Origin of the sequence: Halorubrum sp. 2020YC2, assembly GCF_018623055.1 — an archaeon.
Lineage (GTDB): Archaea > Halobacteriota > Halobacteria > Halobacteriales > Haloferacaceae > Halorubrum.
This window is the reverse complement of the sequence record NZ_CP076019.1, coordinates 2553088-2569239: the sequence shown is the minus strand read 5'-3', so window position 1 is coordinate 2569239 and position 16152 is coordinate 2553088. Positions and strand designations below refer to the sequence as shown.

The following is a 16152-nucleotide window of genomic DNA, read 5'->3' as shown; positions in this document are numbered from 1 at the left end:
ACAGCGCCGGCTACTCGTCTTCGAGAGCGTCGTAGACATCTCGGTTCGCATTGCGGTCGTCCGCCGCGACCCGCCGAACCAGTTCCCGCCGGACGTTCTCTCGTCCCTCAAGCGCCTCCTTAACGAGTCTCGTCTTTCCCAGCCGTCACCGCCCGTATACGACCGCGAGATCCGCGTTCTCCGAGTCGAACAGGCCGTGAAGCCGATCTAACTCCTCCGAGCGGTTCACGAAGTCTGTCATGGCGCCGAGTTAGCGGGTGCGAGATAAAATATTCTGAATAATCATATTCTGGAACTATCATCGACTGAGAATTCAACCAAAGCAAAATTAGAATGATCCGAGACCAATCAGATATAGTGGTCATCAAGTTAGAAATTCTACTTTTCATCTCAAATCACGAAAGCTTTTTATAAATAGTTTGCGTTATTTGAGACAATATGATGTCAAAGAGCCACTTCTAGGTGATATCTCATCTGATAAATGGGGGTGATCCGGAACTGAGTGTCAGTACGCTCGCTGATCAGCTCGAGTGGAGCACTAGTCACGCCTCACGCATCATCACCGAATTAGAAGCCTACGGCTGCGTCCAAACCAACCAAAACGGTCGAGAAAAGCTGGTACTCTTACGCATATCGAACCGATGGAGCAACTCGAGGGATTCCTCACGGAATATCGCCATATGGACTTACCGGCCCTCTTCGCTGGCTCTGTTGAGTCCCTATTTTCGGACAGATCATCGCCTGAATCAGCTGTTCGCTGAAGACTGTGTATTAACCGCGGAGAATCATACTTCTCAATCCGTTTAAATGGGCGAATCCTAATACGGAACTTGTCATTCCAGAGTTAGGCCTTTGTTCAAGTGATCTGATACTGAGATGTGATTCCGGATGCTTCCGCGAACCGCGCGAAGTCAACGGAACACCCGCGGACTGAGCGCTGAAAACTGCGGTGGCGCGAAATGCGGGTCGGCCGCCAATTATCCTGTTCGCAAGCTTTAGTATGGGAGCCTGTCACGTATGCGGTAATGACGATTTTGCCGGTGGATATGGACGTCCTCGAGGACGTCTGTCGAGATATTGCCCAAGACAACTACGGGTTCGTGTACGTCGCGGACCAGAAGTCGGATATTAAGTCCGGCTACGAGAACGCGGACGTTGGAACGCTTAACGCGGGATCGCTCGCCGCAAGCGATATGCGAAAGGCGCTCTCAGAGATGTCAGCCGACGAGTTCGTCGACCTCGACCAGCTTCGAGACGGAGTGTACTATGTCGATCCCTTCGGCGTGAAGGGGAATATGAACATTACGCGAGAGTTGACGAACCTGTTCGGCCAGCGACTGGTGGTCACTGGGGAGACACTCCGCTCGCGGTTCTCGCTGGCGATCGACGATCTTGAATTCTTTGTCGACGAGCTTACCGAGCGCGACTACCTCCGCCGCATCACAGCGGGCAAGCGAGACTACTACACGATCGGCCCGAAGCTCAAGGAGCACGCCGACGACGTGGGGCTCGACGCGCGGCTCGAACGCGAGGCGTCGAACGGGAAGATCGCCCACAGCGACCTCGAGAGCGTCATCGACGTGAACGCCACCTCTGACGTGATCCGGTACCTCGACCGGGAGGGTTACATCGTCGATCTCAACGGCGAGTACCTCGTTGAGGAGGCGATAGACGAGTACGCGGAGTTCCTCGCGGACGAGATCGAGGAGACCGTTGAAACGGAGTTCGAGGAGTCGAACCACGCGCTGCGCGTCGGGGAGTTTGAACAGGTCGTGGAGAACGCGATCGACTCCCGGTTCGACGTGCTGTCGGCGGCGCGGAGCGTCCGGACGGATATCCTCAGGGAGACGCGGTCGACGCTCGTCGACCGCTTGGGGCTCGCCGAGGGACCGGAGATCGTCACGGTCGAAGAGCCCTTCGACCGGCTCGTCGATGAGCGGGCGCGCCGGATCCTCGGCGAGGTGAAAGGGGAGTACGACGTGTTCGCCTCTCCGTCGGAGTTCACCGAGCGTGCCGAGGAACAGTTCGAGGAGCTCCAAGTCGCTCACGACAACCGCGTCAACGAGCACGTCCGCGAGGCCGTGATCGACCGGTACGAAACCATCGTCGCCGACGAGGAGTTCTGAAAGCCGATGGAATAATGTGGATTGGCTGATTGATATAAACTCAACGACTATCGAATGACTCGCAAATATTCCTTCGAAACGAAAACGATCAACGGCCAGCAGTTCGTTATCGCGGAGGGGCGCGGCCAGTCCTCCGAACCGATCCGCGTCCGAGCCGACTGGATCGAGAGCGACGACATGGAGGGGAAGTGGGAGGACCTGATCAAACAGATCGTCCAGCCAGAGACGATAAACCAGATCGATATCGCCAACGGCAACGGTGGGATCAGTCGGCGAAAGGCGGTCGAGGCGCTTGCCGGTGCGACCGTCGACGGCGAAACGGTCGTGTCTAGCGAACAGCAGGCGGACGTGTTGGTCGAGTATCTCGCGAAAGAGGACGTGCTTGGGATCGAGGGGGACCAGTTGGTGTTGTTCCGCGACCCCGATGAGGAGGATCTCGGCGGGGCGGCGCTGATGAACTGGGCCGCACTAATGGGGGCGGTGATAGAGAGCATCGACGAGCACCTCGAACGGGTTGAAGACGCCAAAAAACGGTTCAAGGAGACGATCGACGAGCTGGAGACCGAGCGGACCGATTCCAACGAGCGGCTCTCGAAAACGGCACAGCGCCTCCAGAATCTCGGCCCCGGGCAGGGGATTCCCGACCCGGAAACCCTCAGTAACGAGGAGCGCCAGCAGTTTAACCAACTCAAGAGCCACTACCTCTACCTGCGCAACATCGAGAAGGCGAAGGAAGAGAACCTCTTCGAGAACGTCAACGTCGGTCTCGACCAGATGGGAATGGCGATCGACCGGCTGGAGGCCGCTCGTGAGGCGTACGACATGTTCCACCGCAATACCCGCAAGGCGGCGGTACAGAACAACGTGTTCCCAGAGGAGGCGCTCAACTTCGTCGACAACGCGGGGAGCCTCATCAACGACCTCGCCGGCGTCGAGGCCGAAAACGAAGAGGATGTCGACAGCGACGACCTCGAGGCGATGATCGAAGAAGATCTTGGCGAGACGGTCCAAGACCAAGCGAGCGCACTCTCCGAGGTCGCCGAAACCGCCGAGCGGGCGGCTGGGGAAGAGAACATCCAGATTTAACATGTACGCCACCTCGTTCGTACTGACGCTCGACCGGGTTGAGGAGGTCCTCGACAGGGCGCTGGCGATCGAGACGTTTCGGAACCCGGGACCCGCACTCCGAATCGCCGGCAATGCGGTCGACGCCGTTGAGGACATCGGTGAACTCTCATCCGTGGCGTTGCCGCGCGTCAGCGCCGAGAGCATGGAGCGGACCGCGGGCGACGAAGCCGTGCGGACGATACTGGCCGATCGGCTGGAGTCGGGACTCGGCTCGGAGATCGACGATGACGTGCTGGAGCACGCGCGTGAGGCGGACCGAATCACGGAGGTCGACGGCCGAGTGATAGTCCCGGTCGGCGTGGAGATGCCAGCGCTCCGAAACTGGTGGCTGCTCGCAGACCTGTTGTGTTCACGACTGGAACGCGTTCGAGACGGGTTCCGACGCGTTCACCGCCGAGCCCGTGTCGACGGGCCCGACTTGGTTGAGACGATGTTCTGGACGGTGGCAGAACGGCTGGCCGCCCTCGAAGACGCCCTCTCGTCGGCGCTCGTCGTCGGGCGGTATACCCGACGGATGTCTAACCAGGGGGCCGCGACACTGCTCGGCGGCGTCGAGACGCTCGCGACCGCGGTCGCGGGTGGTGACAGTGCTTAATCTCAAGCCGGTTGTCCTCTCGGGCCAGCCTACCTCACACGTCAAGATCGGGGCCTCGAAAGTCGGAGAGTCGACCGAGCTCGTGCGGGTAAAACACGCAAACCGAAGCGCCCACTTCTACGTAAAACCCGTCGACGACCGGCTGGTCGACGACATCGGTACCGATCTCCGGATCCACGAAAACGTTGAGAAGCTGTTCGGTGGGTTCCACCGCGGTCGGGACTGTCTCGTTGACACGGATGTCAACCCGGCCGAGATTCCCGACTGTAAGTCGGTGTCGATTCACACCGCGATGGACGAGTCACAGATCGCGGCGTTCCTCCGTGAGAGCAACTACCTACTCCACCCCATCGAGGAGGTCGTCTCTCGCGACGAGGGACCGAGTCGGTTTGAGCCGGTTGAGATCGAACCCTCCGGCTACAACACCGTTCGCGTGACAGACGAGACCGAGATCGAGTTCGTCGACACCGGCGAGTACCGAGAGCAGAAGGCGATGTCCGACTCCCGACCGAGGGGACCGGGAACGGGGGGACAGGGTCGCGGCGGGCAGAAGGGGGACGACGAGGCGGTTCAGGTGTCGCTCGAACCGAAGAAGCCGACGGTCAGCTTCGAGGAGGACGTGGCCGGGCTGCCAGAGGTGAAGCGCACGGCGGAGAACCTGCTCGCGCTGTTCGACCCCGACGTGCGCGACGAGGTGGTCGACCGCTACGGCGACGAGTTCGCCTCGCGCGGCAACAGCATGCTGCTGTACGGGCCCCCCGGCTGCGGGAAGACGCTCGTCTCGGAGGCTATCGCCTACGAGGCGAAGTACAACTCGAACATCGAGGAGAGCTACGGCGAGGTGAAGTTCCTCGAGATCAAGGGCAGCGACGTGCTCTCGAAGTACTCCGGGGAGTCGGAGAAGCGCGTGGAGGCGATCTTCGAGAAGGCACACGGGATCGCGCAGGACGGGTTCGCCGTCCTCTTCTTCGACGAGGTCGACACGCTGATCCCCGACCGCGGCGACGACTCGCTCCAGCGCCACGAGCGCTCGCTGACCAACGCGTTCCTCCAAGAGATGAACGAGATCGAGGACAACCTGCTGGTGATCGGCGCGACGAACATGCCGTTCACCATCGACCCGGCCGCCACCCGCCGGTTCCCTATCCAGCAGTTCATCCCGCAGCCGGAGACGGAGGTGATGGCACAGGTGTGGCGGAAACACCTCGCGTCGATGCACGGGACCGACGGGATCGACTACGACCGGCTCGGCGAGCTATCGACCGGGTACACCCCGGCGGAGATCGCCGACCGCGTGCTGGGAAGCGAGCTCCAGCGCGAGTTCGTCGAGAGCGTCCACCTCCCAGATCGGGAGCCGATCGAGCCGACGACCGACTACTTCGCAGACCGGCTTGGAGAGACCGAACCCAAGACGGTCCGGCAGTACGTCGCCAGCGTCCGGACCCAGATCGACGACCTCGAAGGGTACCCGGAGCTGCGGCGGTACGTCGAAGAGCAGGCCGAGCGGCTGGAGATGCGGCTGGGCAACGAACCCTCGTCGCTCGAACAGCTCTTCGGCGGGGACGGAGACGGAAGCGCCGAAGAGGGAGACGACGGAAGCGGCGGGAGCGGGGACGGCAGTAGTGGCGATGGCGGCACGGGAAGCGGCGACGGCGGACCGACGCCCGGAGGTGAGCGCGCCGGGGATGAACCCACGCCCGAAGGCCCCGCCGAGGCGGAGATCGGAGGTGACGGCCGTGAGTGACGGCTACCGACAGGTCGGCTCCTTCGAAAGCGATCCCCCGTCCGCGGTCGGGGTCGGACGCGACGTGATCGCGTTCGGACTTGACGACCGGGTCACGCTGGTCTCCGGTCGGGAGCGGACCGCGATCGACCACGACGATCCGATCCTCGATCTGGCGGTGGCGGACCGCCTGCTCGTCCTCTCGCCGGAGACGCTCACGGCGTACTCGCTCGACGGAGACCAAGTGTGGAGCCACGACGCGGGAGACGCGTACGCTGTGGCCGGTGCCGAGTCCCGGGAGTGTTGCGGGATCCTCGACGCCGATACCCTCCGGGTCGTCGAGGTCGCGGGCGGCCGCGAGCGGTTCGCGGTCGACCGGACCCGGCCGGGGACGCCTGACGACGCCTTCCTCGCGACGCCGACCGGCTTCGTGATCGCGACGTGGTCTTTCCTCACCGCGGTGGACGGCGATGGCGAGGTCGCTTTCGACCGGGATCTCTCGGCGGTCGTTCGGAGCGTCGGCGTCTGCGACGGGACCGTGGTCGCGGCGCTCCAGAGCGACCGCCTCGTCGGTCTCGACCGCGGAAGCGGTGAGGACCGCTGGCGCACGGAGCTGGACGCCCGACAGGTCGCACCGGTCGGGAAGGGCTCGGTGCTGGTCAGCGCGGCCGACGGCGTACTCGACGTGACGGCCGACGGGGTGACCAAGACGGTCCCCGACCTCTCGACCGGCGACGTGTACGCTTCGGGCGACGGGGCGGTCGTCTGCTCGGTACGCGACGGAACGATCGCGACGTACGTCCTCGACCGCGATCGGATCGACGTGGCGGTCCTCACCGACTCCGTCGGGGTCGGCGGCACGGTCGACGTGGAGGTGTCGAATCCGACCGAGCAGGAGCAGACGGTCGATCTCTCGCTCGATGTGGACGGCTGCTCGCTCTCGCCCGCCGAGCGAACTGTGACGATCGACGGCGAGGACTCTACGGTTGCCGACTTCCCCGTCGCGTCGGTGCGACGGGAGGGGCGGGCAGACGCGATCGTTGCGGCCGATGGCGACGAGGTCGGGCGCGGGACCGTCGAGGTCGAAGACGCGGCGAGCGGCGGGCTGGCAGTCGAGACGGTCCTACACGCGGCGCGGATCGACGATGGCGTCGCCGAGATCGGTGTGACGGTCGAGAACGTCGGGGGCGTCCCACTCGACGCGGTCCGGCTGCTGGAGGCCGGCACCGAGGCGACCGACATCGCGCCGGGCGACGCGTGGGAGGGTACGGTCACCCGGCCGTACGAGCCTGAAACCCGGGTCTCTGTCGGGCTTGAGGTGACACGCGGCGACCGCCGCCGGGAGTACGCCCCCACGTGTACGCTCCCGTCTCGGCCGACAATCGACGCGGCGGTCGAGCGCGACGCACTGCGGGCGACCGTGGCCGTCGCTGACGGCGTTCCGGTCGAAGACCGGCTCGTGGTAGAGATGCCGGGCGCCGGTCGTGTGCGGTCCCCGGTGACGATCGACGGCGACGAACTGCTGCTCCTCGTCCCGCAGTACGAGTCGGGGGTCGCCCGGATCGCGCTCGACGCACTCGACGCCGAGAAGCGCGTCCGAGTCCCCGGGAACGGGACGTTCACAACGTCCTCGTCGGCCGGCGGTCGCGACCGCGACCGGTCGCGGTCGTCCCGCGAAACCGGAGGGACGAGGCGGTCGCCGAACTCGTCCGAGTCGGGCGAGTCGACGACCCCCCACCGGTCGACCGCTTCGACGGGTGATCCGTCGGAGACCGGTTCATCCCCTGCTCGTGACTCGGAGCGGAGCGGGTCGGACGAGGTGGCGGAGAGTCGGAATCGCTCGGCAGACGCGGCGGACAGCCGAAATCGATCCAACGAGCGGACGAGTGACCGGAACCGACAGTCGTCATCAACGACGAATCGGGCCGAGAGGGAGTCGAGCCGTGATTCGGAGGAAACCGCCGAGGACAGAACGGAGTCCTCGGTCGGAGGCCCGACCGAAGGTCGGTCGGAGAGCGGGACCGGGGGTGAACCGTCCCTGTCGGCGACGCGACGCGCTCCGGAGCGCGCCCCCGGGGTCGGCCACGCGGTCCGCGATCGGATCGTTGTCGAGAACGATGGCGAGCCGGTCGAGTCAGTCGAGATCGCCTTCGACGACGGTGATAACCTCTCTCTCGGCCGCCTTGACCGCGGTGCGGCCGCGTCCGTCGACCGGTTCGTCGCCGCGGGCGAGGCGGGTGAACTCACCCTCCCATCGGCTGCGGTTGAGGTGAGCGGGAAGGTCGTCAGCGAGGTCGACGCCCGGCAGCTCTCGGTGAGCGACGACGCGATCGGGGTGCTGGCAACAGTCGATCCGGACGACGGGGCACTCACGGCCGTGGTCGAGAACGGCACCGACCGGCAGTGTCGCGTGACCGGCGTCGACCCCGGACCGGACGGCGGTCGAGCGTCGCTCTCGACCGCGGTCGACGCCGGCGCGAGCGGAACCGTCTCGGCGACGGTCGGCGAACGTCCCGCGCCCGGCGACGCCGTCCCCGTTTCCTTCTGGATCGAGTCGGACGGCGAGGAGCGTCGGATCGACGTGTTGGCGGCGGCCGACGGCGACGCGGCGGGTGCTAGTGACGGCGGCGAGCCGGCGCTGACACCCGGTATCAGCTCGGACACCCAGGTCGCGGGCGAGTACAGCTCTGTCGTGCTCGTGTTCGAGAACGACGGCGACGAACCGCTGACGGACGTCTCGGTAGTCGCCGACGGGGACCCGATCGACTCGATGTTCTACTCGCCCGCCCGCCGTGAGCGCGTCGAGCCGGGCGATCGGATCGAGCACTACGTCGACCTCGAGTCCGGGTACACGGAGCCCGGCTTCGAGGCCACCGTCTCGTACGCGGTCGACGGGACCGAGCAGGAGTACGTCGCCCGCGCCGCCGGGCCCGCCGTGGACGACGAGTCCGCGTGGACCGCCGACCTCCTCGCCGCGTGGTCGATCGACCGGATCGACGCCGCAACGCCGTCGCTCGAGTTCCCCTCGCGGGTCTCGACGCCGCCGCGGAGCGAGAACTGACGGCGTCGCGAAGGCAGTCTGGTAAAAAGTCCTCGGATATTTCTCCTGAACTACACGAGGAAGTCGCCGCTTACCGATTCCTGCGTGTCGCGGACGTACCAGAACATCCGCCTCGCGGTTCGGACGGTCAGTCCGACCGCGACCAGCGCGTAGGCCCCGATCGCGCCGAAGAGCGAGTATCGTGCGATCCCGAGCGCGGCGGTCCGCGACTCGTACTCTGCCGTGACCTCCTCGGCGCGAGTGGTCTCGCCGGCGCTCTCAAACGCGCTGATCGCCTCTTGGTAGGCGTCGTCGATCGACGCCGTGCCCGCCACGAACGCGTCGTAATCCGCGGGGTTCAACAGGAGCGGCTGGCCGAGAACGACGACGAACTGGTCGCTTTCCATCTCGCTCCACGCACTCTCGGCCTCCTGTACCGCCTGTTCGCCGGTCGAGACGGAGTCGGAGTAGCTGTTGAACGCCTCTTCCGCGTCGTTTTCGAGCTGGTTTGCGCGCTGCTCGTCGCCCTGTAGGAGCGCGATCCGCGCGAGCTGGCGCTGCGTGGTCGCCTCCTCGATCAGCGACATCTCGCCCGATTCGAGCCGGTCCTCGTAGTGGGCCCGTTGTTCCTGAATGAGTCGGTCGAGGTCGCCCTCCGCGTCGGACCGGGCAGTATTCGCGAGCCCGCGCAGCTCGTCGTTTTCGAGCCGTTCGGCCTGAAGACCCATCGTGTTGTACGCAGCGGCCGCGCGGATGATCGCGGACTGGGCCTCGGTGTGCTCGCCGTTCTCTAGGTGACTGTCGCCATCCTCGATCGCCTCGGAGTACAGTGTTGCCGCCTCGCCGAAAGTCAAGACGGTAGATATCTCCTGATTGGCGCTCTCTCCGCTCCGGAGGCGCTCGTCCATCGTGTTGACGAGCTCGAGGGTACTGTCGGCGACGGCCGTGTCGTACTCGGAAAGCTCGTTCTGGATCGGTTCGAGATCGAGCGGGACCGGTGAGGCCGTGACCGTGATCGTCGCGTCACCGCTGTCACCGTCGACGTCGTACTCCCACTCGTAGCTCTCGCCGAGCTCCGCGCTCGTGTCGAACTCCAGCGAGAACGAGGCGTCTTCGCTGCCGCCCGCACTCACCGAACTCGGTGCGCTCTCCAGCGTGAGCCACTCCTCCGGTCCGTTAGTGAGCGTCGTTTCGATGTCGTTGACATCGTTGTAGCCGAGTTCCTCGCTGATCGTTACGGTCCGGCTGTTGGCCTCGCCGATCGCCACGTCGCCGATGTCGGTGTCGTCGGCAATGAGGCGCGTCTCGTGGACGATTTCGAAGCTCTCGTCGAGACTCGCATCGTCACCGTCGAATCCCGGCGTGTCCACGGTCGCGGAGATGTCGTACGACCCCTCCGGAAGGTCTCGGTCGGCAGTGACTCGGAGGGCGGCCTCCTCGGTCGACTGCCCGTCGATTTCGTTCGGCGTACTCGAGGCCGTCACGGAGACGCCCGGGTCGGATGAGGACGCCGAGACGCTACCGACCTCGATTGGGGTGTCCCCGTCGTTGGGGATCTCTAGATCGATCGTTCGGGTCAGCGTGTCGCCCTCGTCCCGCGGCTCGTCGAACGTGAACTCGTCGTCGTCGAGCGACGGCTCGCCGAAGTAGCCGGGGTAGATGACACGGGCCTCGACGTCGACCTCGCGGGTCGCGTCGGGGTACCGCGAGTCCGACAGCTCGACGGTCCACTCGAGGTCCTCGTGTTGCGGCGCGTTCGAGTCCGGAGTCACCGTCCAGTCGACGGTCCCGCTGCTTCCGCTGACGGAGAAGCCGCCGGAGAAGTCGAGCGTCGCGTCCTGATCGCCGCGCACTTCGGTTATTTCGACTCCGTCGAGCGACCCGTCGCCGCTAACCTCCTCGACGGTGACCTCGCCGGAGCCACCCTCGCCGACGAGCACGTTGCCGAGATCGAGCGGCTCGTCCTCGAAGCCGGCGAGCGGCGGGGTGTTAACCGTCAAGTAGAACTCGAACGGCTCGCCGTTGACGTTCCCGGAGACGGTCCCGCTCTCGGCGTCGAAGCCGGCGGTGATTTCGAGCGGGACATCGGTGGTCGTCCCCGATTCGAGGTCCGTGTCCGCGCCCGAGACCGACACACCGGACGGCTCGCCCGTGATCGTCACGTCGGCGCTCGTCTCGTTCTGGCCGCTGTTAGTCACCTGAATGTCGTGGGTGTCCGTCTGGCCGTCCGTCTGGACGTCCATCGTGTAGTCGCTCGCCTGTACATCCGAGACGTTGGCCGCGCCGACGGCAGGCGCGGCGAGTAGGCCGAGCGCGACTGCCACAACGAGGGCGGCAGAGAGCCGCTTAGACATCGTTTTCACCTCCGGAGACGATCGACCCGATCTGGGCCATCTCGTAGGTCCGTCGCCAGAGGAAGATCCGGCTGAGTACTGCCGTGCCGATCAGCCCGACGACGAGCCCGTATCCGACGAGGATCGAGACGGACGCAGCCGCGAGAGAGAACTGTGTGTCACCCACGTCGCTTGCGAGCGCCCTCAGGTCGGCCGTACGGTCGTCGAGGCCGTTCTCACTCGCGTCCGCCTGCGCTGCCTGTACATCCGAGAGCGCCTCCTGAGATTCCTGATAGCGCTCGAAGGTTCGAACGGGGTTGGCGCTGCCGCCGACCGCGCCGGCGACGGTGTCGCAGTTGAGGCACTGATCCAGGAGGGCCCCGGCGGTCGCCTCCGCCTCGTCCATCCGCTCCACCGCGGCATCGTACTCGGCCGAGAGCTGTTCGGCCTGTAGGTTGAACTCCGCGGCCTCGTTCGGCCGGTTCGCACGCTCGTAAGCGGTCGCGGTCATAGAGAGCAGCTCGATCCGGTCCGGCGTCCGCTCGGCGGACGACGCCTGATCACGGAGGCCGTCGCCGAGGCTCGCGTAGAAGCGAGTCACCGCGAGATTCGCGAGCGTCGCTTGAGTCTCCTCGTACGACTCCAGCTCGTCGATCTCGGCCTCGGCCTCCTCAGCCGCGGCGAGACTCGCCTCGTACTCGCCGGCGCCGGCGCGCTCGTACGCGCGTTCGAACGCCACCATCGTGTCGAGCACCGCGGCGAACTCGGCACGGTCCGCGTCGTCGAGCGTTCCCACCTCCTGTGCCCGAGAGACGGCGAACGTGCGCATCGTCTCGAACTCCTCGTACTCCTGATATGCTTCGGTCCCCTCCATCGCACGGAACGTCTCGAAGTACTCGTTCGCGGTCTCGGGGTCCTCCTGTGCGGCAGCCGTCCCGACGCCCCCCGCCGCGATCGTCGCGAGGACGAGTAAGGCGGCGAGCGCGCAGGCGGCCGCCGTCCGAGTCGTCCGTGTGCGTGTTGTGCGTGTTTCTGTCATTTCAGAACACCGTTCGTGTGAGCCGCTCGCGGAGGGCGTCGTGCTCGAACAGCTCCTCGACCGCGTCGAGCAGCAGCAGGGACGTGTAACCGATCGCGACCGCCTCGGGACCGCGGTCGGCCTCGCGCGTCAGCTCCCACGCGCGCTGTTGCATCTCTCTTGCCGGCGCGATCTCCGAGAGCTCGCCGCGCCGGTCCTCGATGAGGCCGTCGACCGCCTCGTAGCGCTGTTTCACCTCGCGGCGCTGTGCGCTCGAGTCGGACTCGAGCCGGTCGAGCAGCTCCCCGAGTTCGAAGGAACCACTCCACCGAACGTCCGCGTCGGGCATGTCCGCGCAGGCCGCGAACAGGTCGACGTTACGCTTCGTCGTCATCGCCTCGGAGATGGCGTCCGTCGCTCGCTCGGCCGCCCCGAGGATCCCGTCGACGGCCTCGCTGGGATCGACTTCGCGGCCGACGAACTCGTGGCCGGCGTCGGGCACCGACTCGGCGGCGTCAAGCATCGACTCGACGACTGAGGCGTAGTACCGCGGAATTTTCCCGTCGCGGCCGCCGCCCTCCAAGACCGACCGAACGTCGCTCCGGACGCGGTCGATCCGGTCCCGGCGGTCGGCGTCGAGCCGCCACGTGAACCGGGCGTCGACGGTCGCCCGCGCGGTCCCGGACTCGTTCACGGTGACCGTCGTTTCGGCTCCCTCGTACGCCACGTTCCCGTTTGTGAGGGTGACTTCGACGCGGTACTGGCCGATCGGCAACGTCCGTTCGTCGAGCGTTCCGTCGGCGTCGGTGGTGACCGTCTCGACGTCGAAGCGGTCGGAGAGGAACTCGTCGTCGGGGACGATCCGGAACGGAACCGCCCCAGCGGCCGTGCCGTCGACGGTGGCCGACCCCCGAAGCCGTCCGGTCCGACGCTCGAGTTCGACGGTGTGGCTCGCGTTCTGTTGGAAGCGGACGCGCTCCGTCGCGTCCGCGTAGCGGTCGTGGGACACCTCGATCTCCGCGTCGGTCGCGTCCTCCGGCGGGTCGAGCGTGACCGCGCCGTTCCGGTCCGTCGTCCCCGATATTCCGCCCTCGCCGCTGATCGCCGCGTCCGTGACGGGTTCCCCGTCGACCGCGTCAACCACGGTGAGCGTCGCTTCGACCGGGATTGTCAGCGTCACCGACGGCTCGTTCGCGTCGACCGTCTCGACGTCCGAGTGCGCGGAGCCGTGCCGCGCGTACATCTCCCAGGTTCCGGCGCCGGGCAGCTGGACCGTCTCGCGACCGCCCCGCACCGTCACGGGGTCGTACCGCTCCTGCTCCCCGGGCTCGCGATAGTGGACGGTGACGTCGCCGCGGAAGGGGTCGGAGCCGTCGGTGACGGTCACCTTGGCGGCGAACGGTCTGGACGCGGCAGCGACCCCGCTCTCGGCCAGCAGCTGGTGTCCGGCAGCGGTGCCGACCGTCCCGAGAATGACTCCGGCGTAGCTGACGAGATTGACGAGATCGGTTCCGAACAGGTCCGGGGCCAACACCACGAGCACCCCCACCGCCGCGATCCCCGCCAGCCCGAAGCTGATTACGCCGATGAGCAACGTGTTCACGGGGTCCGGATCGCTCTGGCTTCGGTGACCGATCACGGCTCCGGGTAACACGCCGACACCGAACGGGACGAGGAACGCGAGAAGCACGGGGAGTATGCTGTCGAGCCCGCCTCCTGTGCCGGTCCCCGCGCTATCGCCACCCGTCTCGAGCGTCACGGCCATATCGCCGGCAGCGGTCGACAGCAGCAGCGTCTCCGCGCCGTTCAGGTCGGCGTCGCCGAGGGCCAAGCGCCCCTCGTCGTCGGCGGTACCGGTGATACCGGCGTACGTCGAGCCGTCGCCGCTGCCGACGAGGGCGCCGTCGACCGCGAGCCCTGCGAGCGACCGGTCGAAGCGGAGGCTCCCGTCGTCGACGGTCGCGTCGACCCGAGACGCCCCGGCGTACGTAAGCGGGTTACTCTTGGTGTAGTTGGCGAGTTCGGTCCCGTCGGCGGTCGATACGCGGATCTCGGTCTCGCCCCTCAACTGTGCCGGAAGTTCGAGGTATCCCCGGTCGGTCTCGGCGTCTGTGTCAGTGTAATTGGCGTTTTCACCGACTACACTCGCATCGACCGCGTAGGTCTCACCGGGCTCGAACAGCGGGTGCCAGAGCGCGAGTCCGTCTTCCCAAGAGCGCAGCTCCGGGTCAATCGGCGCCCTATCGCTTACCGGGCCGGCGCTCGACAGCACCCGGAGATCGAGCGTTTCTCGCGAGTCTCCGGCCTCATTGGCGAGTTCGTCGCGGTCAACGACGAGCTGGGTGCCGTTCCCTCGGATCGTCCCCTCCACGTCTGCAGTCTCGTTCCCGTTGAGGTCGAGACCGACATCGAAATCGGTCCCCGCCGAGACGCCGACCGTCCCGGCCGGATCCAGCGGGACGTAGAGCCGGTCGGTCGCGTTGTCGCCCTCGCCGTCACCGATCCACGCCGGCTCTGCGAGCGCAACCGCGTGGAGAGGTACTGCCGTCTCGTTCGCCAGCTGTACGGCCGTGGCGTTCTCTCCCGCCGGATCGACGGTGACGGTCACGTTCGCGGTCCGTAGGTCGGTCCCGTTGACCGTCCCCTCGTCGGGCACCGCCACGTCGATCCGGACCTTTCCGTCCTCTACATTCGTCGCGTCAGCCGTGTAGGTGATTCCGGTGTCGGCCGGGTCAGTCACCGCGACGGTGACCGTCTCCGGGTCGTCGACGCTGGAGACGTTGACGACGAGGTCGCTCCCATCGCGTTCGAGGGTGTCGTCGGCCGAGGCGACGCCGGGGGCGAACCCGATCGCGACGAGGCCGACGAGGACCAGCGAGATAGCCACGACGGCGGCTCGGCGTCGGGACTCGGACGCCGCGCCGGCCGATGGTTCGTGTGGGCTCATCTTACTGGATCACTCCGCGTTCTGTTCGACGTACGTCTCGAGGTTGTCGACGATCCGGTCGAGCTGGGCCTTCGTCAGCTCGCCGCCGGTCCCGCCGCCGGTCCCGGCGAGGCTGTCCCCGAGCATCTCGAACTCGTCCCACGAGTGGTCGAGGAGCGGGTTCAGGTCGAACCCGCCCAGAAGCAGGAGCACGTCGACGTCGTTACCCCGCCCGCGTTTCGGGGTGAGGCTCGCCTGCCCGGCGACGTTGATGTCGTGTTTGGTCGTCCAGTCGCGGAACGCGCCGTACACCTCGGGCTCGCTGATCTCGCCGTCGTCGATCATGCTCTCCGGGGCGCGGACGATGGCGTATGCGGCGGTCGTCGTACCCACGTCCATCGGCACGTACGTGTTCTCCGCGGCCTGATCGAGCATGTACTCAAGCTCATACACCTGTCCGTTCATCTCGGTCGCGACGGCCGGCGTGAAATGGTACGCGTCCATCTGCGAGGGGATGGTCACGTAGTCTTTCACGTCGATGACGCTCCGGGTCTCTCGCCCGGCGCCGATCATCAGGTCGATGGCCGTGATGATTGCGTCGTTGATCGAGTCGTAGTGGCGACCGTTCCCGTTCTCCTCGTCATCGAGTTGGGAGTTCGAGGCGAGCAACACCATATCCGCGTTCTGCGTGTCGTCCGCGGTTCGCAGCAGTCGTGAGAGCCCGCACACCGCGTTGAAGTGCCGCTGCGGCTGCTCGTAGTAGTAGGGCCATACACCGAACGCGGTATGGATCACGCTGGCCATCCACTCCTCCGTTGCGCCGGCGTCTTCGAGGTCGGCGAGTCCGGTCTTGAACTGCTCTATCGTGTACGGGATCGATCCGTTTCCGGTGCCTCCGCCGAGCGTCGCGACGTGCATGAACGCGTCTGAGGTTCCGAAGTCCTTGATCCGAGAGACAATGCGGTCGAGGTCCTCCCGCGCGCACGCCTCACCGTTCGGGAAAAAGTTCCCCGCGCCCTGCTGAGAGCCGAACTCCAGCGCGTGCGACTCCATTGTCTCCTCCTCGCCTCGCTCGTCCTGTAAGGTCCCACGCATCCGGTCGATCGTGTTCCGGAGATCGGCCCGGTTCGTGTTCATTACAAGTACCCGGTCGTCGATGCCGGGGTTCTCCGCCCGATCGAAGAACTGCGACGCGATGCGGCCGCCGCCCTCCCCCGACGCGATAACGCTCCATCTCGTAAATGTGTCCGCTTGTGCCATTGG

The 16152-nt window shown here is 65.8% G+C and carries 10 protein-coding genes; 5 read left to right on the top strand and 5 right to left on the bottom strand.

Annotated elements, in window-relative coordinates; translation table 11 throughout:
• The first annotated feature begins 959 nt into the window (after positions 1 to 959).
• Genes KI388_RS12880 through KI388_RS12870 form a run of 3 tightly spaced genes read left to right on the top strand, consistent with a single transcriptional unit; the run spans position 960 to position 3849 of the window.
• The gene (locus tag KI388_RS12880; RefSeq protein WP_251133159.1) at positions 960 to 2126 is read left to right on the top strand and encodes a hypothetical protein; all 1167 of its coding nucleotides are present in this window, start codon (positions 960 to 962) and stop codon (positions 2124 to 2126) included.
• A gap of 54 nt (positions 2127 to 2180) precedes the next feature.
• Positions 2181 to 3212 carry a hypothetical protein gene (locus KI388_RS12875; RefSeq protein ID WP_215086999.1) on the top strand — a complete coding sequence of 344 codons (1032 nt, stop codon included), beginning with the start codon at positions 2181 to 2183 and terminating at the stop codon, positions 3210 to 3212.
• Between the two features lies 1 nt (position 3213).
• Positions 3214 to 3849 carry a hypothetical protein gene (locus KI388_RS12870; RefSeq protein WP_215086998.1) on the top strand — a complete coding sequence of 212 codons (636 nt, stop codon included), beginning with the start codon at positions 3214 to 3216 and terminating at the stop codon, positions 3847 to 3849.
• 34 nt (positions 3850 to 3883) lie between these two features.
• Here KI388_RS12870 and KI388_RS15435 read toward each other — a convergent pair whose 3' ends face one another.
• Positions 3884 to 4060 (bottom strand): hypothetical protein, encoded by a 177-nt coding sequence (locus KI388_RS15435; protein WP_251133158.1) that lies wholly within the window; start codon positions 4058 to 4060, stop codon positions 3884 to 3886.
• A gap of 81 nt (positions 4061 to 4141) precedes the next feature.
• Here KI388_RS15435 and KI388_RS12865 point away from each other — a divergent pair, with 81 nt between their 5' ends.
• Both KI388_RS12865 and KI388_RS12860 read left to right on the top strand, forming a co-directional pair.
• Complete coding sequence (locus KI388_RS12865) at positions 4142 to 5593, top strand: ATP-binding protein (protein ID WP_251133157.1); 1452 nt, start codon at positions 4142 to 4144, stop codon at positions 5591 to 5593.
• The gene (locus KI388_RS12860; RefSeq protein ID WP_215086997.1) at positions 5586 to 8633 is read left to right on the top strand and encodes a hypothetical protein; all 3048 of its coding nucleotides are present in this window, start codon (positions 5586 to 5588) and stop codon (positions 8631 to 8633) included. The genes KI388_RS12865 and KI388_RS12860 overlap by 8 nt, the downstream gene beginning before the upstream one ends.
• 50 nt (positions 8634 to 8683) lie before the next feature.
• Here the strand turns inward: KI388_RS12860 and KI388_RS12855 are convergent, their stop codons facing one another.
• The 4 genes from KI388_RS12855 to KI388_RS12840 all read right to left on the bottom strand — a co-directional run bounded on the left by KI388_RS12855 (position 8684) and on the right by KI388_RS12840 (position 16149).
• Entirely contained in the window at positions 8684 to 10966 is a 2283-nt protein-coding gene (locus tag KI388_RS12855) for a hypothetical protein (protein WP_251133156.1), read from the bottom strand.
• The gene (locus tag KI388_RS12850; RefSeq protein WP_215086996.1) at positions 10959 to 11984 is read right to left on the bottom strand and encodes a hypothetical protein; all 1026 of its coding nucleotides are present in this window, start codon (positions 11982 to 11984) and stop codon (positions 10959 to 10961) included. The genes KI388_RS12855 and KI388_RS12850 overlap by 8 nt, the downstream gene beginning before the upstream one ends.
• A gap of 1 nt (position 11985) precedes the next feature.
• Positions 11986 to 14850, bottom strand: coding sequence for a hypothetical protein (locus tag KI388_RS12845; RefSeq protein ID WP_215086995.1), 2865 nt, complete (start codon positions 14848 to 14850; stop codon positions 11986 to 11988).
• Positions 14851 to 14919: 69 nt separating this feature from the next.
• Positions 14920 to 16149 (bottom strand): hypothetical protein, encoded by a 1230-nt coding sequence (locus tag KI388_RS12840; protein WP_251133155.1) that lies wholly within the window; start codon positions 16147 to 16149, stop codon positions 14920 to 14922.
• Between the last annotated feature and the right edge of the window lie 3 nt (positions 16150 to 16152).

What these genes read in the sequence shown, in the direction of transcription:
- KI388_RS12880 (WP_251133159.1), top strand. Translation starts at nt 960, where the DNA reads ATGCGGGTCGGCCGCCAATTATCCTGTTCGCAAGCTTTAGTATGGGAG.
- KI388_RS12875 (WP_215086999.1), top strand. Translation starts at nt 2,181, where the DNA reads ATGACTCGCAAATATTCCTTCGAAACGAAAACGATCAACGGCCAGCAG.
- KI388_RS12870 (WP_215086998.1), top strand. Translation starts at nt 3,214, where the DNA reads ATGTACGCCACCTCGTTCGTACTGACGCTCGACCGGGTTGAGGAGGTC.
- KI388_RS12865 (WP_251133157.1), top strand. Translation starts at nt 4,142, where the DNA reads ATGGACGAGTCACAGATCGCGGCGTTCCTCCGTGAGAGCAACTACCTA.
- KI388_RS12855 (WP_251133156.1), bottom strand. Translation starts at nt 10,966, where the DNA reads ATGTCTAAGCGGCTCTCTGCCGCCCTCGTTGTGGCAGTCGCGCTCGGC.
- KI388_RS12850 (WP_215086996.1), bottom strand. Translation starts at nt 11,984, where the DNA reads ATGACAGAAACACGCACAACACGCACACGGACGACTCGGACGGCGGCC.
- KI388_RS12840 (WP_251133155.1), bottom strand. Translation starts at nt 16,149, where the DNA reads ATGGCACAAGCGGACACATTTACGAGATGGAGCGTTATCGCGTCGGGG.